Source organism: Reinekea sp. G2M2-21 (assembly GCF_015687175.1).
Lineage (GTDB): Bacteria > Pseudomonadota > Gammaproteobacteria > Pseudomonadales > Natronospirillaceae > Reinekea.
This window is the reverse complement of sequence record NZ_JADPQG010000004.1, coordinates 176,928-194,883: the sequence shown is the minus strand read 5'-3', so window position 1 is coordinate 194,883 and position 17,956 is coordinate 176,928. Positions and strand designations below refer to the sequence as shown.

Sequence of the window (17,956 nt, the reverse complement as noted above, 5' to 3'; positions counted from 1 at the left end):
CAAACAGGCGTGCAACGCAGGTGAGGTTTCGGTTTATCAGTATGAAAAATCGACCGGTTTAGGGTGCGCTGAGAATCGAATTCCAAGCCGCTTCCGCGTCCTCCCGGTAGCGCGCATAGTCGCCCTGTTGCCAGCGCGCTAAACCCTTTTGGGCATAAAACAAATAAAGCTTGTCATCGAAAAACTGCCAAACCGAGCCGTCGGTTTTCACCAGCCCTTCTCCCAGGCTAAGTGCGTTGGCGCAATGCCCATTAAACTCCGGAACCCATTGGGCAGGGTTCTCTGCAAATTTATCCAAAGACGCCTGCGACGCAAAACGCCATTTCGCGCCCTGCCATTCAAAGGTAAACTCAGAATTTCCGTCCACCGCCGCGCCGCTTTTCTGTTCGTGGTAAGCGACGGTGTCCTGGCCGCCAATAGCCACACCGGTAAAGAAGTGTTTGCTCACCGGTTCTGCCGCACTAACCCAAGACGACAGCATGAACAATACAAACAGCATTCGCTTCTTCATCTTTATCTCCAAACCTCAAAGTGAAATTTCCGGGCTAAAGCTCCCGCGCAGTCTCTGTCGCTGAAACCGTATCCGGCTGTAACAAATCAGACAGAATGTCATACTGATACCGATGAATGAGCGAGAAATGGCCTTCGTCGTTCAACTCATGCAACGTCGCTCTTGGTAGGTTTTTTTCAAGATAGAGCCCTCTCTGTGGGGGCGCCATTTTGTCCTTGCCACCGTACCAGAGCGAAACCGGAACGTGTATTTGGGCAAGGTCAATATCCCAAGGTTGTACATAAAGACGCCACTCTTGCACCACGCCATCAATCCCTTTACTGAACGCCTCCTGGCTGCCACGGATGAACTCCGTCGCTACCTCGGGTTGCTCCAGCATAAGTTCGCGATCTGGTTTTGGAAGGTATTTTTGAAACTGACGAATTTTTTTATCCGGCGCGTTAAATAATTGATCTCGTTCACCCTGCATAATTTTTCGTAGAGTTTTGTCGTTTTTTCGACGGGCGAAGTAATGGATCATTTTCACGGGAAACCACATGCCCTTGGTCGATCCTTTCACGTCGTAGGGAATGGCGCCGGAAACAATCGACGCTCGATGCACTCGATCAGGCATGGCCTGCAATACTGCCAATACATGAGGCGCTCCGCCAGAAAGACCCATCACCGAAAACTGTTGAACATCGAGTTCTTGCGCAAGCCAGGCAATATCCTGAGACCAATCAATAAACCGTCGTTCGGGTTGAAAATCTGACTGACCGACGCCTGGCCGGTCTGGTGCGATAAGTCGTATTCTCAGATTCAATGCGGTCTCGTGCAGAAAAGCTGCAGAAAGCCGGCTTTCCTGGCCGCCATGAAAATAGAAAACCGGTTGCCCAACCGGGTCACCATAAATCGCATAACTCAATGTCCGGTTATCCGGCAGTGTCATTGAAAAATCCATGCATGCTCCAAAAACAGGCAATCCAAACAGTGCCAGAAATAGTCTTAACCAACCATCTCAGGTATTCCATTATTTTTTCGGATGCTTGGATGGGCGAAAAACTAATTAGTTCCCTTCAGCGCATAGATTAAAAAACCAACATAGCTGACGGACAATAAAATCCAGGGGAGCCATTGCATTAATGCTGATGTGGACTCAATTGATGCTGACTCGGTAGCCTCTGCCGTCGAATCGGTTTGCGCGTGGGATTTTTTTCGCGCTTTGTCCCGTTCGCGAGCTTTAGCTTTCTCTCGTTTTTTGTACTCAGCAATACCCTTTTCGATACCTTGCGCGATCAGCTTGGTCTGCTCTTTGGTCTGCCCTGGACGAGCGGTCCCTTTGGCTATTTTAAGAGCTTCGTCGATTGTTTCCTGTGAAACCTGTTTTTTTGCCATGTTTTGCGGTCCTGAAGTGGTCTATACGGTCAGCGGCTGCGGCCGCGCCCAGGTCCAACCATACATCGATAGAGGAATAACCGGCAAATAGATGAGCCAGATCAGGTGATCTAATGCCAATCTCGCCCGTAAATTGATTAAAGATTAATCAAAGCGCATTATGAGTTATAACGCTTCATGCGTGGAGGTGACCCATGTCCGCAGATATCAATGCCATCAGCAGTTCATTGCCCGTACAACGTACGACGCGCGACACACAGAGCTTTCCGGTAAACCGAGCGGATTCCACTGAATCCAGACAAAAGTCGACATATGAGCCCAATCAACAAGAGTTACGGCTGTCACAGAGAACCCTGACACGAGACACTGAACGGGCGCCGCTGGTGGACGAAAGCAATCGATTGGCCGACCAACTGCGCGCCGATCAAGAAAAGCTGGTCCAACTGCAGACACAGCGCGATCAATTGCTCAAAGCCGCCCAAAAGGATACCGGTGAAACACCTCAGGAGGCGTTGCAACGTATCCGGGCGGCTGCACTGGAGGCGCGTTTTGGTTCCGGTGCGGAAGACGCAGGTCCGCTACTGACTGATTCCTATTTTGTGACCGACAATCCCGTCGCTCGATTGGATAGCGCCATCAGCGCTTTGGAACGACAGGCGGCGTTGACTGAATCTCGCATTTCAGAAATCACGGAAGAATTTAACGCCGGACAGAGCGCTCAACTGAGCGCCGGGCAAGAACCCATAATCACTCCAGAACAAGCACAGGAAACCGCGCAAACTGCGGCCAGCGAGATCCAAGCGGAACCCATTGTATCCATTTCCACTATTACGGCGGAAGACGGCACCGATGTACTGGCGATTCTGGAAGTTTAAGACACGTCTGTGTAACGCTTATCTACCTTAAGGGGCAGAAATTGGCTATTGCAACCCTGCCCCCTGAGTCCATTCTCTTCAACCCACACCACTCTCACGCCTTGATCTGACAGGATTAAGGTCATCAACATGAATCAAAAGCGCCCTCCAGCGCTTGACGGAAGGACAGAGGTTCGCCGCTGACCGGATGGATAAAGCTCAAATCGCAGGCTTGCAGCAGTAATCGACTCGCTCTGGTTTTGGTCTCGGTCGTGCCATAAAGGTCACAACCCAGGATCGGGTGACCGATATGGGCGCTGTGGATGCGCAACTGATGAGTTCGACCGGTTAACGGTGTATAGGCTACGAGCGTTGTTTCTTGCTCAGGAAAGCGCTCGATAACGGCATATTCTGTCAGCGCGGGCTTGCCCGTGACCGAACAGATTTTTACTTTAGGAAAATGCAAAGGGTCTTTGCCAATGGGTGCGTCAATCAACCCGCTATCGGCGTCAACCAACCCCTGTAACATCGCAAAATAACGTTTGGTGACCTGCCGTTGCTGAAACTGTCGATTCAACGCCTTGGCGATGTCTTGCGACAACGCCACTACCAGCAACCCAGACGTTCCGAAATCCAGACGGTGAATCAACAGCGCGGTTGGCCATTGCTGCACCAGACGGTGATGAACCGAATCCAGATTGGCCGGGTTTTTACCGGATAAACTCAGCAAGCCACTCGGCTTGTTGATCACCAGCAGGCTTTCGTCTTCATACACAATGCCTAACGATTCCTGACAAGGTGGCGCGATAAAGGTGTCATTGATCAATGGATTCATAAAGTGTTAGGCGTACAGTGGCTATAATTCATTACCGCACAGCATATCGCACCGCCTCGCGTGCGTCAGGAGCAATCGCTCATGGTTGAAAAAAAGAAACTGAATTGGCAATCCCATTTTCGGCTGACCGATACCCTGGCGGCAGCACAACTGGCGGCGCGCAGCACCCACCACGTTATTACAGCCAGCGAACAACTGCATTTTGCCGTGTTACGCGCAGTTGGCATCACAGAATCCAGTCCGTTGCGTTGGTTATACACCGGTACCAAATGGGTTTACACCGGTATAAAATTTGCGCCCATCACAGCCGAAGCTGTATTGCACCCGTTAGCGCGAAAAGTCGCTGTGCAGGAAATCAGCGATGATAAAAGTAACACTCGCCGTCAAACCATTGCGGTGTTAAATGGCGTGCTGGGCGACCAGTTAGCTGATAGCCACAACCCTCTGGCAAAACCTTTTCGTCTGCTGTCCGGTCAAGGTCCAGCCACTCAAAAGAAGGCCATTTTTTTACACGGCCTGTGTATGGACCAGCTTGCTTGGCAATCGCCACAGTTGCTCAATAACATCGTAGAACTCGGCTGGCAGCCAATGTTTGTCGATTACAACAGTGGCCTGCCATTGCTGCGTAACGCAAACCTATTGCTGCAATCACTTGAGCAACAACACCAACCCGGTGATGAATACGCCTTCATTGGTCATAGTATGGGTGGGCTGATTGCTCATATCGCTCTGCAAAGGGCACGGCAGAATAAATCAACACTGGAGGGGGCTGTCAAAAACCTCATTTGTGTTGGTTCGCCACACCAGGGCGCACCCATGGCGCAACTCGGGCATTGGCTGGAAGAACAATTGAGTCAGATATCCTTTACCCTACCGCTGACTTACCTGACCCGGATGCGCAGTGCTGGCATTCACGATTTGAATCATGGCTACAACCCGAACACGCCTCTCGCAGCAACGCGCATTTACCTCGTAGCGGGCGAATTAGCCGTAACACAGGCACACGTTAAAAAGGCACTTGGCGATGGACTGGTCACGACGACCAGTGCGTTAGGTTTAAAACAGGCGACAGAGCAAGCAATGCTCACAAACGTTGGACACATTGAACTGCTGCGCGATGCCCGTGTCTGGCAGTCCGTATGTCAATGGCTCTGCTAGTGTCCTGAGTCAGAAGTTCTCAAGAATTCAGCGTGCCATTCAAGCTTTATAGCTAGGCGTGTCTCGCAGTCAATGGTTATTCCATTGGCAAGAGACAGAACAACGCTAGAGAGCTTGAATGACGTGCCCAAAGGGAGCTCATGGAAAACACTATTACGGCGTTGCTCTTCTTGAAAAGATCTCGATATTCTCTACAAAGAGCGCCTTGTACTAGCGCTTCCCATGAGCTCTGAAACGATAAGAACTTCAGACTCAGGACACTAGGTTGCTATCTACCTCAGCGGGTGCAGATATGCGCCAATTTTCGAGGCAAGTTCTGCAGGCAATATTCACTATTTTGGCAAATGACTTAACAAATAAATTTGCCATTTCAGGCCCGCACTTCGGGTCCTTCAGATCGAGGACTGAGCATTGTTGTGTGTTTTGAAAAGGACTTGCTATTCCCTGCAGCACTTGCCGATAGTTGTTCACCGCATTTTGGCTTTAGGCATCAACCGCAATACGTTGAATAACCCGAAACAAATCTTGTTGACCGAAGGGTTTGGCTAGATACCCGTCCATGCCCGCCGCCAAGCATTTGTTCTGCATTTCTTGCTGTGCATCGGCAGACTGACCAATGATCTTGGGCGGTTTGATCGAAGAATCGCCACGAATGGCAGCGGTTAATCCGAGACCACCCATTTCGGGCATGTGCAAGTCGGTGAATACCACATCAACGTCTGTTTTTTTCAGAATCTCCAGTGCTTTGAGGCCATTTTTAGCAACCAGAATACGACACGGCGTTTCCGACAGCATGGTTACGGCAACACTGATGTTTATGGCGGTGTCATCGACGATCAAGAGCGTCAGTGGCGGCCACTGGCTGATATCCACGACTGCGTCTTGCTCGTTCAATTCGACGACATCGTCCGGCGTGCGTCGGCAACTCGCGGGCAGCGTTAACCGAAACTCAGAACCTTTACCCAGGGAGGATATAACCGTCAGTTCAATACCCAGCATTGCCGAAATAACCTGGCAAATATGCAAACCCAATCCCGTGGAATTTACGTCATCTTCGCGAGCACTCATTTCCTGTTCATAAGGTTCAAAAATCCGATCCACGTCGGCAATACCGACACCCGTGTCGTGCACGCTTATCGCCAACTGCCCTTCCTCTTCCGTCAGTGACAGTTCAACCTCCCCGTGTTCGGTGTATTTTATGCTGTTGGAAACCAGGTTAATTAAGATCTGCGCCAACCTCGACCGATCCATTTCCACGACCTCCGTCGACATGGCTTCGGAAACAGATGTAAATAACATAAGGTCTTTTTGCGCAGCATTAATCATGTATAGCTGAACTACATAATTCATCAGATCCGCAACATTAAATACACTGGGTGACAAGGACAGATTGGCTTCCTGCAATTTTGCAGCGTCCAGAATATCTTTGATAACCATTAACAAATGCTGACCACTGTTACGCACAATATCCAACTGTGCGGTTAGTTCCGGATCGGTCAGCTTTTTGGATACCATTTCAACAATACCCATCATGGCGTGCACGGGCGCCCGTAATTCATGTGACATAGAAGAAAAAAACCGTTCACGTTGCTGCAGCGCCTGCGTGGCCTGAAACTCAGCTTTTTTCAGAGGTGTGATGTCCGTGTGCGTGCCAGTGAAACGAGTCACATTGCCATCGGCATCCCGCTCAACGACAGCTCCGCGATCAAGGATATATCGCCAATGACCATCCGCGTGTTTCATCCGATGTAGGTTTTCGTAATAGTCTGTTTTGCCCTCCATATGCGCCTGAATATCCGCGAAACAGCTATCGATGTCATCCGGATGTACCCGTGAAGACCAATCGTCCAGTGTCATGGTTAAATCGTCGAGGGTCACCCCAAGCATCTCGGCCCAATTGTGATCAAACACCACCTCATTGGTCTGCGGGTTCCAATCCCACATACCCAACCGGGTGCCTTCCAACACTTTCTGTAGGCGCTCTTTGGTGTAGGGTTGCGATAGCTTCGCCATAATTTTGCCTAACCTCCCCTAGGAAGCCACCAGCTCTGCGGGCGACACTTTGGTTATTGATTGTAAAAGCCCGACCATTGCCGCCAGGCTCCTTACGAAACATAGCTTAAGAAAAGCCACCCTGCAGAAAGATACTCCATTGACCGTCATCAAGGATGTTACTCTTACCACCGGTCGAAACCTGCTATGCTTGCACCAAATTCCAGGAAGCATCTCTGTGGCCTTAAAACCCGTCATTTACAAATTGAACCTGAATCTGTCCGATCTGAATCGCCAGCATTACCAGGATTATCACTTAACCATTGCGTTGCATCCGTCGGAAACACTCGAACGGATGGTCGCTCGGTTAATGGCGTTCGCACTGAACGCCAGTGACAACCTGACCTTAACCAAAGGTCTAAGTACCGTTGAGGAACCTGACTTGTGGGCGAAGTCTTTAGATGACCAAATAAGCCTGTGGATCGAACTCGGGGAACCGTCTGTTGAACGGGTAAAAAAAGCCTCACGGATGGCGCAACAGGTTAAGGTCTACAGTTTCAACAGTAAGTCAGACGTTTGGTGGCAACAGGAGTCTGGCAAGTTCAAACGACTCGAAGCCGACTTCATTCAGTTCAATTATGATGAAATCAGCAATCTGGCCGCACTGGTTGCCCGTACCATGAAGTGGTTTGTCACAATTAACGACAGTTCGGCGTCCGTTCATACCGAACAGGGTGAAGTCGACATCAACTGGTCGTTGCTGCACAGCCAGGCTCAGCAATAAACACCCGTCGCAATAAAAGGTAACGATTATTTTTACTCTGCAACCCGGCGCAAAAGATCTTTGGTTCCTGCCACTCGGTGGTACCGGCGAAATTGGCATGAACATGAATCTCTATGGTCACGACGACCAGTGGCTGATGGTGGATTGCGGGGTCACCTTTAAGGCACCGCTGACTCCAGAAAGTACGGTTGAGCACGATGTTGTCAGCGCCGACCCTGCTTTCATTACCAAACAGAAAGAAAACCTGGTCGGCCTGGTGGTGACGCACGCGCATGAAGACCATGTCGGCGCGGTGGCGGATCTCTGGCCGCGTCTGCAATGTCCGGTATACACCACCGCATTCACCGCTGAATTTTTACGTCGCAAACTGGCGGAAAAAGGTCTGGTTGGCTCTGTGCCGATTATCGTGGTCGACTCCGGTGACTGCATCGATATTGGCAGCTTCAACGTGGAATGGTTACCACTGACACATTCTTTGCCGGAGCCTCATGCGCTGGTTATCCGCACCAAAGCCGGAAATGTTTTTCACACCGGTGATTGGAAAATAGACCCAAAACCCGTCATGGGGGAGCCATTCGACCCGGCCCCGTTTGAAGCGCTGGCCAATGCATCCATCGATGCCATGGTCTGTGACTCCACCAACGCCAACCGACCGGGCCGTTCTTTATCCGAAGGTGACTGCTACGCGGGTTTAAAGCACCATGTTGAGCAAGCCGAAGGACGGGTGGTGGTCGCATGCTTTGGCAGTAACATCGCCCGCCTGGTCACACTCAGTAAAATTGCTGCCGAGACCGGCCGTTATGTTGGACTGATGGGCCGTTCACTGCTGAACATGGTCGGTACGGCACAGGCCACTGGCGTCTGGCCGTCACAATACAGTTTTGCAGAAACCAACCACCTGCCCTATCTGCCAAAACACGAGGTTCTTTGTATCGCCACGGGCAGCCAGGGCGAACCGCGCACAGCGTTAACCCGCTTAGCGACCGACAGTCATTACGACATGGAACTGGACCCCGGCGATACCGTCATCTTCAGTGCGATTAAAATTCCGGGTAATGAAGTCGCGGTTGACCGGTTAATTGCCAACCTAAAACGAAAAAAAATCAACGTCATTACGGTGGCCGACAGTGAGTGGCCGATACACGCGTCTGGCCATCCCTGCGCTGACGAAGTCGCTGACCTCTACCGTTGGGTGCAGCCGCGCATCGCAGTGCCGGTACACGGCGAGGCTGAACATATGCAAGCCAACGCCGCCATTGCCAAACATCAGGGCGTGCATCAACAACTGACCGGCAGCAACGGAGATCTGTTTGTACTGAATGGCCGTGGTAAGGTCCGAAAGCAAGCAGTGCAAACCGGACGCATTGTGCTTCGGGAATAATTCCAACGCCGTTCACAACTCCGGTCCGAATGAAACCCGACTATACTAAGACCAACCTTAACGATATCGGTAAACACCATGAACAATACCATCGGACCCGGTGCAACCGGTTTGAACCAAGCATCCCGATCGGTGGATCAAAGTCTGCAGCGTATCGGTTCAGGCAAACAGATTAACTCCGCTGCAGACGATGCCGCCGGTCTGGCTATCAGTACGGCCTTCAGCGCACAGAGTCGCGGCCAAACCCAGGCCATACGCAACGCCGGCGATGGTATCTCCCTGCTGCAGACGGCCAACGGTGCGCTGAAAAACCTGACCGACAATGTGCAACGTATCCGAGAGCTTTCTGTGCAAGCCGCCAATGGTATTTACACCGATGACGATCGCCGGCTAATTGGCAAAGAAGTCGCTGCGTTAACCGAGCAGATCAACACAACATTGGAACAGACTAACTTTAACGGCAAGTCTCTATTCAGTGGCACGCAAGAGCAAGCCTTTCAAGTGGGACCTGACGCGGGCGACCAAATTAACATTCCCGCTGACAACCTGGCGGACGACGTATCGGCACTGGGTCTGGCGGATGTCTCTGTTGATTCCGCAGACCGCGCCAGCAACACCATTGCCATAGCCGATGACATTCTGGCTCGCTTATCGCAAACGGCAGCCGAAAACGGCGCCTTGCAAAATCGCTTTGAATCGCGCATCGGAAATTTGGAACAGGACAGAATTGCTTCTGAAACCGCCCGTTCGCGAATCGAAGACGCCGACATTGCTAAAGAAGCCAGTCAACTCAGTGCCAATCAGATTCGTGAACAGGTGGGTATTGCCGTGCAAGCCCAGGCAAACCAGAATCGGGGAAATGTTCTCGCCCTGTTGCAACCTTGAACACACGCCTGACCGTAACGGAGTACATCATCATGCAAGAAGACCTGTCGACTGAAACCAGCAAACAATACTGCCCTTATTGTGGTGAACACATTCGCCTCATCATCGAGCCCTTTGATGAACCCCAAACCTACACTGAGGACTGCGAAGTCTGTTGTCGTCCAATGATTGTGCAAGTGGAAGTGAACGGAGACGTGTTTTTACAACGCGAAGATGATTAAAACCCAGCGCTCGACCGCTTGTTGAAAAACCAGTAACCTTGTTGGTTTCCAACTGACTGACAGGCCAACATGAACCGACTGACCAACTGGTTACACTACTCTTCGCTTTCTGTTCTGTTCATACTTTTTATTGGTGTCTACCTGCTGGTGTTCGGAACTTACGAACTCTATGCGCTGGCCTCATTAACAGTCTTCTGTTTTGCGGTTGTACGAGCACTCAATATCTACTCCCGTAAACGGTTGAAGACCGGACTCATAATTACTTACGTCCTGCTGTTTGTGCTGGAGTTCACCAGTTTCGAATTGGTTATTTTCAGCACCGACGACCAAGGGCTGAAATACTGGCTGGCCCGCATAAGTGGCATTGTGTTGATCCTGTCGCCGTTCATTCTGGAGCGGATAACCACTGTCACCAACCATACTGTATTTGCCGTACCCTCAGTTCAGGAAGCAGGCACCTTAAGCTACGCGCGATTTAACCAAACCCGAGAAACCGCACAAAGCATTCATAATGCGGTCAGTAAGTTAAAAGGCACACTGTCCAGTGACAATATTCGCGAGCTCGCAAACGACCTGCCACGTAACAACTCCTTCGAATACATCAATAACGGCAGTTTAACGGAGGCCTATTTTGCGCAGGCAGAGAAAGCTCTCGAAGACCCCTATATTTATATCGTTGTGTCCAACACCGGAAGTGCAGCCAGTGAACTTATCGGCGTATTTACCCGCAAACAATTCAACCATGTATCGATTTCATTCGATGAACAGTTGGACACCATCATTTCTTACAACGGCGGTGAAAAAGTGTATCCGCCCGGTTTGAATGCAGAGATGATTGAGTTTTTCAACAAGAAAGAAGACGCCAGTATCGGTGTATACCGCCTGAGTGTGACCCGAGAACAAAAGCAGGCCATGCTGGACATTGTGCGCGACATAAACAGCGAAGGTTCTGCCTACAATCTGATCGGTCTGGTGTTTAAATATTCTCACCGCCCTAACATCATGTTCTGTTCTCAGTTTGTCTACAGTTTGCTCAAAAAAACTGGCGTGGCCTATTTTGAAAAGCGTCCCGAACTAGTCCAGCCAACCGATCTGGTTGAACTGGACTATTTCCGCAAACTGGAATTCGTCCGGTTACTGACGTTCCGTTAGCATTAAATTCATTGGCGTTGCCATCGATCAACTCAGACGCTGTTCAGTTGCGGCATCAAACAGATGCAATTCAGCTTCATTGAAGTACAGCGTTAAAGTCCTTGGCGCATCCGCTGGGTAAGCTCGGCTCAACCGCGCCACCACTGTTTCTTGCACGCCTGATACATGACCCCACACCAGAGTGTCTGCACCCAACGGTTCCAGCACTTCAATCTGAAAGGGCAAGGAAAACGCATGTTCGGCTTGGCGGTACAGATGCTCTGGTCGCAAACCCACAATGACCTCGCCGTCGAACCTCGGCGGCTGTTGTAACACAATGCTCAGTTCGCCGATTTCCAGGCGCCCGTTATGCAAACGACCGGTTAAGAAATTCATCGCCGGTGATCCAATAAACCCTGCCACAAAAACCGTCTGCGGCCGTTCATAGATTTCCATCGGCGAGCCCATTTGTTCAATCACTCCGGCATTAACCACCGCCAGACGATCAGCCAGGGTCATGGCTTCCGTTTGGTCGTGAGTGACATACACCGATGTTGTGCCCAACGAGCGTTGCAATGTTTTAATTTCATTGCGCATTTGTACCCGCAACTTCGCATCTAAGTTTGACAGGGGTTCGTCGAACAAAAAAGCCTGTGGATCACGCACAATAGCGCGGCCCATTGCGACTCGCTGGCGTTGACCACCCGACAACTGACTGGGTTTTCGGTGCAGATAATCCGTCAGCTTCAAGAGCCCGGCGGCATGTTTCACTTTCTGATCAATGGTTTGTTTGTCCACGCCTCGGTTATGTAACCCATACGCCATGTTCTTGTACACCGTCATATGTGGATACAGCGCATAATTTTGGAACACCATCGCGATATCGCGTTTCGCAGGCGCTTCAGTATCCACGCGTTGCCCGGCAATATGAATCTCACCTTCGCTGATGGCTTCCAAACCGGCAATTGTCCGCAACAAAGTCGATTTTCCACAGCCGGAAGGACCGACCAACACCAGAAACTCGCCTTTTTCGATTTCTATGTTAATACCGCGCACAGCCTGATGACCGTTCGCGTAAGTTTTATGAATATTGGTTAAGCGCAATGCACCCATGTTGACACCTTATTTTTCACTTTCAACTAAGCCCTGGATAAACCAACGCTGAAAAAATACCACCACGGCGACCGGGGGTAACATCGCCAACATCACCATGGCAAACGCGACGTTGTATTGCGGTACGCGACCTTCGCGAACCACGCTTAAAATATTTTTTATACCCATCACAATGGTGTAATAGGATTCTTCTGTGGTCATCATCAAAGGCCACAGATACTGATTCCAACCCACGACAAACATAATGATAAACATGGCCGCCATCATGGTTCTGGACAACGGCACCAGAATATCTTTAAAAAACCGCCAAGCGTTGGCGTTATCTAACTGCGCCGCTTCCAGAAGTTCATCCGGTACCGTTTTATAAAATTGCTGAAAATAAAACGTCGCGGTGGCCGAAGCGATAAGTGGCAATATCAACCCGGTATAGGAATTCAACAATCCCAACTGGCTGACCACCTCATAGGACGGCACAATACGTACTTCCAATGGCAACAGCAGCGTGCTGAAAATCAGCCAAAACCAAAACGTGGCAAAGGGTAAACGGAAATACACCAAGGCATAGGCAGCACACATGGATATGACTATTTTACCGATGGCAAAACCCAACCCCATGATCAGCGAATTCATCATCATACGCAGCCCAGTGGCGGTGTCGGTAAACCCCGAAGCCGATGTCAGCGCTGTTTTATACGCCTCAAAACCGTTCCCGCCCGGCAAAAACTGCAACCCGTCACGAACGATGTTTTCAACTGAATGCGTCGAACTGGCAAACAACATCCAAACCGGAAACAAGAGAAAAATCACACCCGCCCACAAAATCAGGTGATCGAATACAGATGCTCGTTGCATAAAACCCTCTCAGTAGTGAACGCGTCGTTCAACAAAAAGAAATTGAAAGACCGTCAAAAGCAACACCAGAACCATCAGGACCACCGACTGTGCCGAACTCAAGCCCAGGTCAGCCCCTAGAAAGCCATCCTGAAACACCTTGTAGACCATCGTGGTGGTCGCGCCTCCGGGTCGCCCTTGTGTCAGCGTGTCGATCAGCCCAAAGGTGTCAAAAAAGGCGTACGTGATGTTAATCACCATCAGGAAAAATGCCGTTGGCGCCAGCAATGGAAAGGTGATTGTCCAAAAGCGTCGGAAACCGCTGGCACAGTCGAGCTGCGCGGCTTCTCGAAGGGACTTTGAAATTCCCTGCAAGCCTGCCAGAAAAAACACAAAGTTAACTGGCACCTGTTTCCATACCGACACCAAGACCAACATAACACTGGCATCGAAGGCATTGGTTTCCGGTGCGAACGCCCAACCGGTTTGCGTGATCCACTGAAACAGAACACCTATGTGCCGGTTAAACAGAAAGTACGCGGTAATACCTGCCACGGCTGGTGCAACGGCGTACACCCAGGTCAGTAACAATCGGTAAGCCGACTGCCCGTGAATAACCGAATTGGCCTTGACCGCCAGTAACAGAGCCAGCCCAAGCGAGAAAAACACAACCAGCGCGCAATAGACCAACGTAAACAACGTAGTCGACAGATACTCGGCAGAGCTGAATAAAACCTGATAGTTTTCAAACCAGACAAACGTGCTGGACAGACCCCAAGGGTCCTCCAACATAAAGCTGAGATAAACAGCCTGACAGGCAGGCCAAAAGAAAAAAACCGCAATAATCAACAATTGCGGCACTATAAAAATATAGGGAATTGGGCTCCCGGAAAAATGAACTCGTTTTAACAACACAATCTGTTCCTTACCACATTCTGGGTGGGTAACCCCACCCAGATAACAACGTTCACTTTACCGTACGTGCAAATCGTTTCAGATTGTCGTTGCCGTCTTTCACGATTGCTTGCAAGGCTTTTTTAACGGTGGTTTCGCCAGCCATAAGACGGTCCATTTCCCGATAGATGGTTTCACGTGTTTGCACATAGAAGCCCATACGATACCCTTTCGTCCATTCGCCAGAGGCCAGACTCAATTGCTTAACGCCCACTTCTGCATCCGGATTGGCAATGTAGTATCCGTCTTCTTTGGCCAACTCGTAAGCCGCTTCGGTGATAGGGACATAACCGGTTTGTTCATGCCAAAAATACTGTGTTTCCGGCAGCGTCAAATAATGGAAGAATGCTGCGACCGCTTTGTATTCTTCGTCGGTATGTCCGTTCATGGCAAACAACGCAGCGCCGCCGATGAAGGTTGAACCGGCATTCTCATTCACACTTTTCCAATAAGGCAGGTAGGTGGTTCCGAAGTCGAAATCCGCCGCTTGTTTCAGACCACCAAAAGAACCGGACGAACCTAACCACATGGCCACTTCCTGCTTTTCAAAAGGCGTCTGATTATCACCCCATGCGCTGCCGTAGTAGTTATAAAAACCTTTGTCTTTCCATTCTTTCACTTTACTCAAGTGCATACTCAGGTCTTTATTGTTGTACATTAGCTTTGTTGGTAGACCACTGAAACCATTGTCGGCATCCGTTAACTGCAGGTTGTGACGAGAATGGAAATTCTCGAAAAAGATCCAAGGTGTGTGCGATTGCGAAAGCGCTGCGTGACCATTGGCTTTAAGTTTGCTGGCGACTGTTTCGAACTCTTCCCATGTCGCCGGAGGCTCAACGCCCGCTTCGGCCAACAGGGCCTTGTTGTAATACAAGACCGGAGTCGAGGCATTAAACGGCATACCGACCATGGTGTCGTTGGCGTCGGCATAGAAATACCGGACCCCGGATATGTAATCATTTATATCGAAATCGTAACCCGCTTTTTCCATGACCGTCTGAACGGGAACAGCCGCGCCTTTGGCATTAATAATGGTCGCGGCACCGGCGTCGAATATCTGAATAATGTGAGGCGCTTCACCGGCACGGAAAGCTGAAATACCGGCGGTCATGGTTTCTTCATAGCTGCCTTTAAACACCGGCGTGATACGGTAATCCGTTTGTGACGCATTAAATTCTTCCGCCATGGTATTCACGGTTTCACCCAGCGCACCGCCCATGGCGTGCCACCATTCAATGTCGGTCGTCGCGAAAGATTGCAGAGCCATGGCAGACAACGCCAATGTTCCCAAAGTTTGTTTGATCATGATTTTTCCTTCCTGATTCTGTTGTTATGGACATCCGTTTTTTTTAGATGTCGTTCTCAGTGACGGAAGGATTAAATCAGCCTTGTATGACAAGGCTGTTGCAGAAATGTGTCAATCAGATGAGCGAGGTTAACCCTCATTCAGCAACGCTAAAGATTCCAGTTTCGACAGATAGGCTTCGATATTGACGTCCCAAAGTGACCAACTGTGATCTCCGGGCATTTCTAGATAATCAAATTTTTCATGTCGTTGCTTTAATGCCTCATGAAAAGTCCGATTGCCCATTAACAACGAATCTTGCAAACCACAAGAGACATACAGGTACGGCAGTGTTGGCTGGTCCAGTAAGGTTAGCAGATCGTCTTTTGACTGAGGAATCGCCGCCAGCTCACCGAAAGACAGTTCCAGATCATTCAATACGCCATTCAACTCCGCATAGGGTGCAATACCGGCGAGATCCAGCACGCCGGAGAAGCTGGCCACACTGATGAACCGAGACGGTTGCGACAAGCCCAGTTTCATAGCGCCGTATCCGCCCATGGATAACCCGGCAATGTGCCGGGGCACCTTGTCACCGACTGCCAGCCACTGCTCGATCATCTGAGGTAATTCGGATTCGATCCAGGTTCGCCACGCATAACCGGAGGCTTGATCAGCGTAAAAGCTGCGCTGGGCGTTGGGCATCACCACGACCAGCTTATAACGCTCTGCATAATCGAGTAATCGGGTCCGTTGCAGCCAGGTTTCGTGCCCATCCAGTAAGCCATGCAACAGATACAGTACCGCACTGTGCCGGATGTGCTCAGGTTTGGGTAAAATCACATTCACGTCTTGCACGGTACCGAGACTTTCGCTGTACAGATTAATTTTAGCTACCGCCACTGGCGCATTCCTTTCATGACATCAGAAGCCCCGAGAATACCGCACACCAGAAGATTCAAAAACCCTCAAATCAATCAAAGCCCATGCAACTGACGCCCAATTGTGCCAAACTCTGGCGGCGCATCTGACAACAGTAGACACCTCTTGGACACCACCTTTTCTTTTCGTGTTTCTGAAAAACACCTCGGCATGGATTTACACACGTTTCTGAGTGCACAGTTTCCTTTTCTGAACGTGCTGTCCTGGAACGACGCCCTGGTCTTTCCGATTTTGGTGGATAACCAACCGGTAAACGGGAACCCCGAACTCACGCCTGGCACAGAGTTGCGCATTGTAGTGCGGGATTATCAAGAGGAACCCGTCAACCTGAACTGGCATATCTGCTGGGAGAACGATCAGTTACTCGTCGTCAACAAACCCGCGCAACTGCCCGTGCACCGAACCACCCGCAATATTCACAACACACTCACGGCGTTAATTCGGCGTGACAGCCCGTGGCCAGACGCGCAACCGTTGCATCGGTTGGATCAGGAAACCGCTGGTTTAATGGTCTTTGCAAAAAACCGCCACGATGCCCAACTCTGGCAACCCCGGTTTCAGGCATTACTGGAAACCAAGGTCTATCACGCAATCGTGTATGGACAGCCAGACTGGGCTGACCTCACCTTCAGTTGCCGATTGAATACCCGGCCTGACAGCGCGATCCGATGCAAGATGTACGTTGTAGATGAAAACGAAAACGGCAAACTCAGCACCACCAGATTTCGGGTTTTAAGCAGCAGTGGCGAGTACTCCGCTATTGAATGCGAGCTGTTCACGGGCCGAAAACATCAGCTTCGTGCGCAGTTAGCTCACTTGGGTCACCCGATTGTCGGTGACAAAATCTATGCGCATAACGGTGAGTTTTTTCTGAATCGGCTGGACGACAACATCTCAGAAGGCGACATCAGTCGGTTACAAACCCCGCATCATCTGTTGGTCGCTTGCCAACTCGGGTTAACGATGGGTGACACTGAAAAGGCGAAAATTGAACTGGCGCGAAGCGACTTCCCAGACGCCTGGCAAAGCTTCGTACAAGAGCACAACCTGTGGGAACGCAACGCTTAGCACTATTGCAAACACGAAAGGCAAACGGCAACCGCCGCCCACGTCGTTAGCCAGCGAACTCGTGTTCCACACAGATCAGTTGCACATCGCTCTCGGTTAAGGGTTCCTGAGTCAAACCACACTGAAACCGACCGTCATCGAGTGTGCGATTATGACGGCAGCTTTTGCACATCCCGAAACCTACCAGCGCTTGCGTGCGCTGCAGGTCTTTCAATAAGTTGGCCAACACCTGGGCCGTGGACCGATCATCACTGACATTCGGCGCAAAGTTTTGCCGAATGCGCTCAAGACACTGCTGGCCCGCAGGCGTCAGAAACAACCGCGTGACTCGTTTATCGTTCGCATCATTCCGACGTTCCAAAAAACCCAGCTCTGTCATTAATTTCAAACTTTGGGAAATGCTGCCTTTGGTTTGCCCCAAATAGAGCGTCAGCGCCTGAGCCGTATTCGAGTATCGGTTACAGAGCGCAAAATATTGCAGCGCATCAACATGCACTAATTGCAGCCCTTCCTGACTCGCCGCTTTGCGCATTTGACTCTTGTGCAGCAATGCCAGTCTTTCTATCCAGAGTGTCGTTTCGTTTGTCATGGCAGAACAGTATCGAATCAAAACTAATTTGACAACACAAAAAATCTG

The 17,956-nt window shown here is 50.4% G+C and carries 19 protein-coding genes; 8 read left to right on the top strand and 11 right to left on the bottom strand.

All coding sequences use genetic code 11. The features are described from left to right. Positions 1-58: 58 nt before the first annotated feature. The 3 genes from IYN85_RS16085 to IYN85_RS16075 form a co-directional block, all read right to left on the bottom strand. Entirely contained in the window at positions 59-511 is a 453-nt protein-coding gene (locus IYN85_RS16085; RefSeq protein WP_196159941.1) for a YHS domain-containing (seleno)protein, read from the bottom strand. A 34-nt stretch (positions 512-545) separates the two neighbouring features. Continuing rightward, complete coding sequence (locus tag IYN85_RS16080) at positions 546-1,451, bottom strand: alpha/beta fold hydrolase (protein ID WP_196159940.1); 906 nt, start codon at positions 1,449-1,451, stop codon at positions 546-548. Positions 1,452-1,552: 101 nt separating this feature from the next. Beyond that, positions 1,553-1,885, bottom strand: coding sequence for a DUF2956 domain-containing protein (locus tag IYN85_RS16075; RefSeq protein ID WP_196159939.1), 333 nt, complete (start codon positions 1,883-1,885; stop codon positions 1,553-1,555). 194 nt (positions 1,886-2,079) lie between these two features. On the opposite strand from IYN85_RS16075, the gene IYN85_RS16070 reads away from it, so the two are divergent. Further along, the gene (locus IYN85_RS16070; RefSeq protein ID WP_196159938.1) at positions 2,080-2,760 is read left to right on the top strand and encodes a hypothetical protein; all 681 of its coding nucleotides are present in this window, start codon (positions 2,080-2,082) and stop codon (positions 2,758-2,760) included. A gap of 124 nt (positions 2,761-2,884) precedes the next feature. On the opposite strand, the gene IYN85_RS16065 is transcribed toward IYN85_RS16070, so the two are convergent. Next, positions 2,885-3,574, bottom strand: a complete 690-nt coding sequence (locus IYN85_RS16065) for an RluA family pseudouridine synthase (RefSeq protein WP_196159937.1) — start codon at positions 3,572-3,574, stop codon at positions 2,885-2,887. Between the two features lie 81 nt (positions 3,575-3,655). On the opposite strand from IYN85_RS16065, the gene IYN85_RS16060 reads away from it, so the two are divergent. Then, positions 3,656-4,732, top strand: coding sequence for an alpha/beta hydrolase (locus IYN85_RS16060; RefSeq protein ID WP_196159936.1), 1,077 nt, complete (start codon positions 3,656-3,658; stop codon positions 4,730-4,732). A 483-nt stretch (positions 4,733-5,215) separates the two neighbouring features. Here the strand turns inward: IYN85_RS16060 and IYN85_RS16055 are convergent, their stop codons facing one another. Further along, positions 5,216-6,745 carry a PAS domain-containing hybrid sensor histidine kinase/response regulator gene (locus IYN85_RS16055; protein WP_196159935.1) on the bottom strand — a complete coding sequence of 510 codons (1,530 nt, stop codon included), beginning with the start codon at positions 6,743-6,745 and terminating at the stop codon, positions 5,216-5,218. A 217-nt stretch (positions 6,746-6,962) separates the two neighbouring features. Here IYN85_RS16055 and IYN85_RS16050 point away from each other — a divergent pair, with 217 nt between their 5' ends. The 5 genes from IYN85_RS16050 (at position 6,963) to IYN85_RS16030 (ending at position 11,147) form a co-directional block, all read left to right on the top strand. Continuing rightward, positions 6,963-7,508 carry a YaeQ family protein gene (locus IYN85_RS16050; RefSeq protein ID WP_196159934.1) on the top strand — a complete coding sequence of 182 codons (546 nt, stop codon included), beginning with the start codon at positions 6,963-6,965 and terminating at the stop codon, positions 7,506-7,508. 97 nt (positions 7,509-7,605) lie between these two features. After that, positions 7,606-8,889: a ribonuclease J gene (locus tag IYN85_RS16045; protein WP_196159933.1), complete on the top strand. Its 1,284-nt coding sequence runs from the start codon at positions 7,606-7,608 to the stop codon at positions 8,887-8,889. 78 nt (positions 8,890-8,967) lie between these two features. After that, positions 8,968-9,774 carry a flagellin gene (locus tag IYN85_RS16040; protein WP_196159932.1) on the top strand — a complete coding sequence of 269 codons (807 nt, stop codon included), beginning with the start codon at positions 8,968-8,970 and terminating at the stop codon, positions 9,772-9,774. A 32-nt stretch (positions 9,775-9,806) separates the two neighbouring features. After that, positions 9,807-9,995 carry a CPXCG motif-containing cysteine-rich protein gene (locus IYN85_RS16035; protein WP_196159931.1) on the top strand — a complete coding sequence of 63 codons (189 nt, stop codon included), beginning with the start codon at positions 9,807-9,809 and terminating at the stop codon, positions 9,993-9,995. Between the two features lie 69 nt (positions 9,996-10,064). Then, positions 10,065-11,147, top strand: coding sequence for a hypothetical protein (locus IYN85_RS16030; protein ID WP_196159930.1), 1,083 nt, complete (start codon positions 10,065-10,067; stop codon positions 11,145-11,147). A gap of 27 nt (positions 11,148-11,174) precedes the next feature. On the opposite strand, the gene IYN85_RS16025 is transcribed toward IYN85_RS16030, so the two are convergent. The 5 genes from IYN85_RS16025 to IYN85_RS16005 all read right to left on the bottom strand — a co-directional run bounded on the left by IYN85_RS16025 (position 11,175) and on the right by IYN85_RS16005 (position 16,212). Then, positions 11,175-12,239 (bottom strand): ABC transporter ATP-binding protein, encoded by a 1,065-nt coding sequence (locus IYN85_RS16025; RefSeq protein ID WP_196159929.1) that lies wholly within the window; start codon positions 12,237-12,239, stop codon positions 11,175-11,177. Between the two features lie 9 nt (positions 12,240-12,248). Further along, positions 12,249-13,091 (bottom strand): sn-glycerol-3-phosphate ABC transporter permease UgpE, encoded by an 843-nt coding sequence (gene ugpE / locus IYN85_RS16020; RefSeq protein WP_196159928.1) that lies wholly within the window; start codon positions 13,089-13,091, stop codon positions 12,249-12,251. A gap of 9 nt (positions 13,092-13,100) precedes the next feature. Beyond that, positions 13,101-13,982 carry an ABC transporter permease subunit gene (locus IYN85_RS16015; RefSeq protein WP_196160161.1) on the bottom strand — a complete coding sequence of 294 codons (882 nt, stop codon included), beginning with the start codon at positions 13,980-13,982 and terminating at the stop codon, positions 13,101-13,103. A gap of 55 nt (positions 13,983-14,037) precedes the next feature. Continuing rightward, positions 14,038-15,330 carry an extracellular solute-binding protein gene (locus tag IYN85_RS16010; RefSeq protein WP_196159927.1) on the bottom strand — a complete coding sequence of 431 codons (1,293 nt, stop codon included), beginning with the start codon at positions 15,328-15,330 and terminating at the stop codon, positions 14,038-14,040. Between the two features lie 129 nt (positions 15,331-15,459). Further along, positions 15,460-16,212 carry an alpha/beta hydrolase family protein gene (locus tag IYN85_RS16005; protein ID WP_196159926.1) on the bottom strand — a complete coding sequence of 251 codons (753 nt, stop codon included), beginning with the start codon at positions 16,210-16,212 and terminating at the stop codon, positions 15,460-15,462. A gap of 144 nt (positions 16,213-16,356) precedes the next feature. Here IYN85_RS16005 and IYN85_RS16000 point away from each other — a divergent pair, with 144 nt between their 5' ends. Continuing rightward, positions 16,357-17,319, top strand: a complete 963-nt coding sequence (locus IYN85_RS16000; protein ID WP_196159925.1) for an RluA family pseudouridine synthase — start codon at positions 16,357-16,359, stop codon at positions 17,317-17,319. 46 nt (positions 17,320-17,365) lie between these two features. On the opposite strand, the gene IYN85_RS15995 is transcribed toward IYN85_RS16000, so the two are convergent. Then, complete coding sequence (locus IYN85_RS15995; protein WP_196159924.1) at positions 17,366-17,908, bottom strand: MarR family winged helix-turn-helix transcriptional regulator; 543 nt, start codon at positions 17,906-17,908, stop codon at positions 17,366-17,368. Between the last annotated feature and the right edge of the window lie 48 nt (positions 17,909-17,956).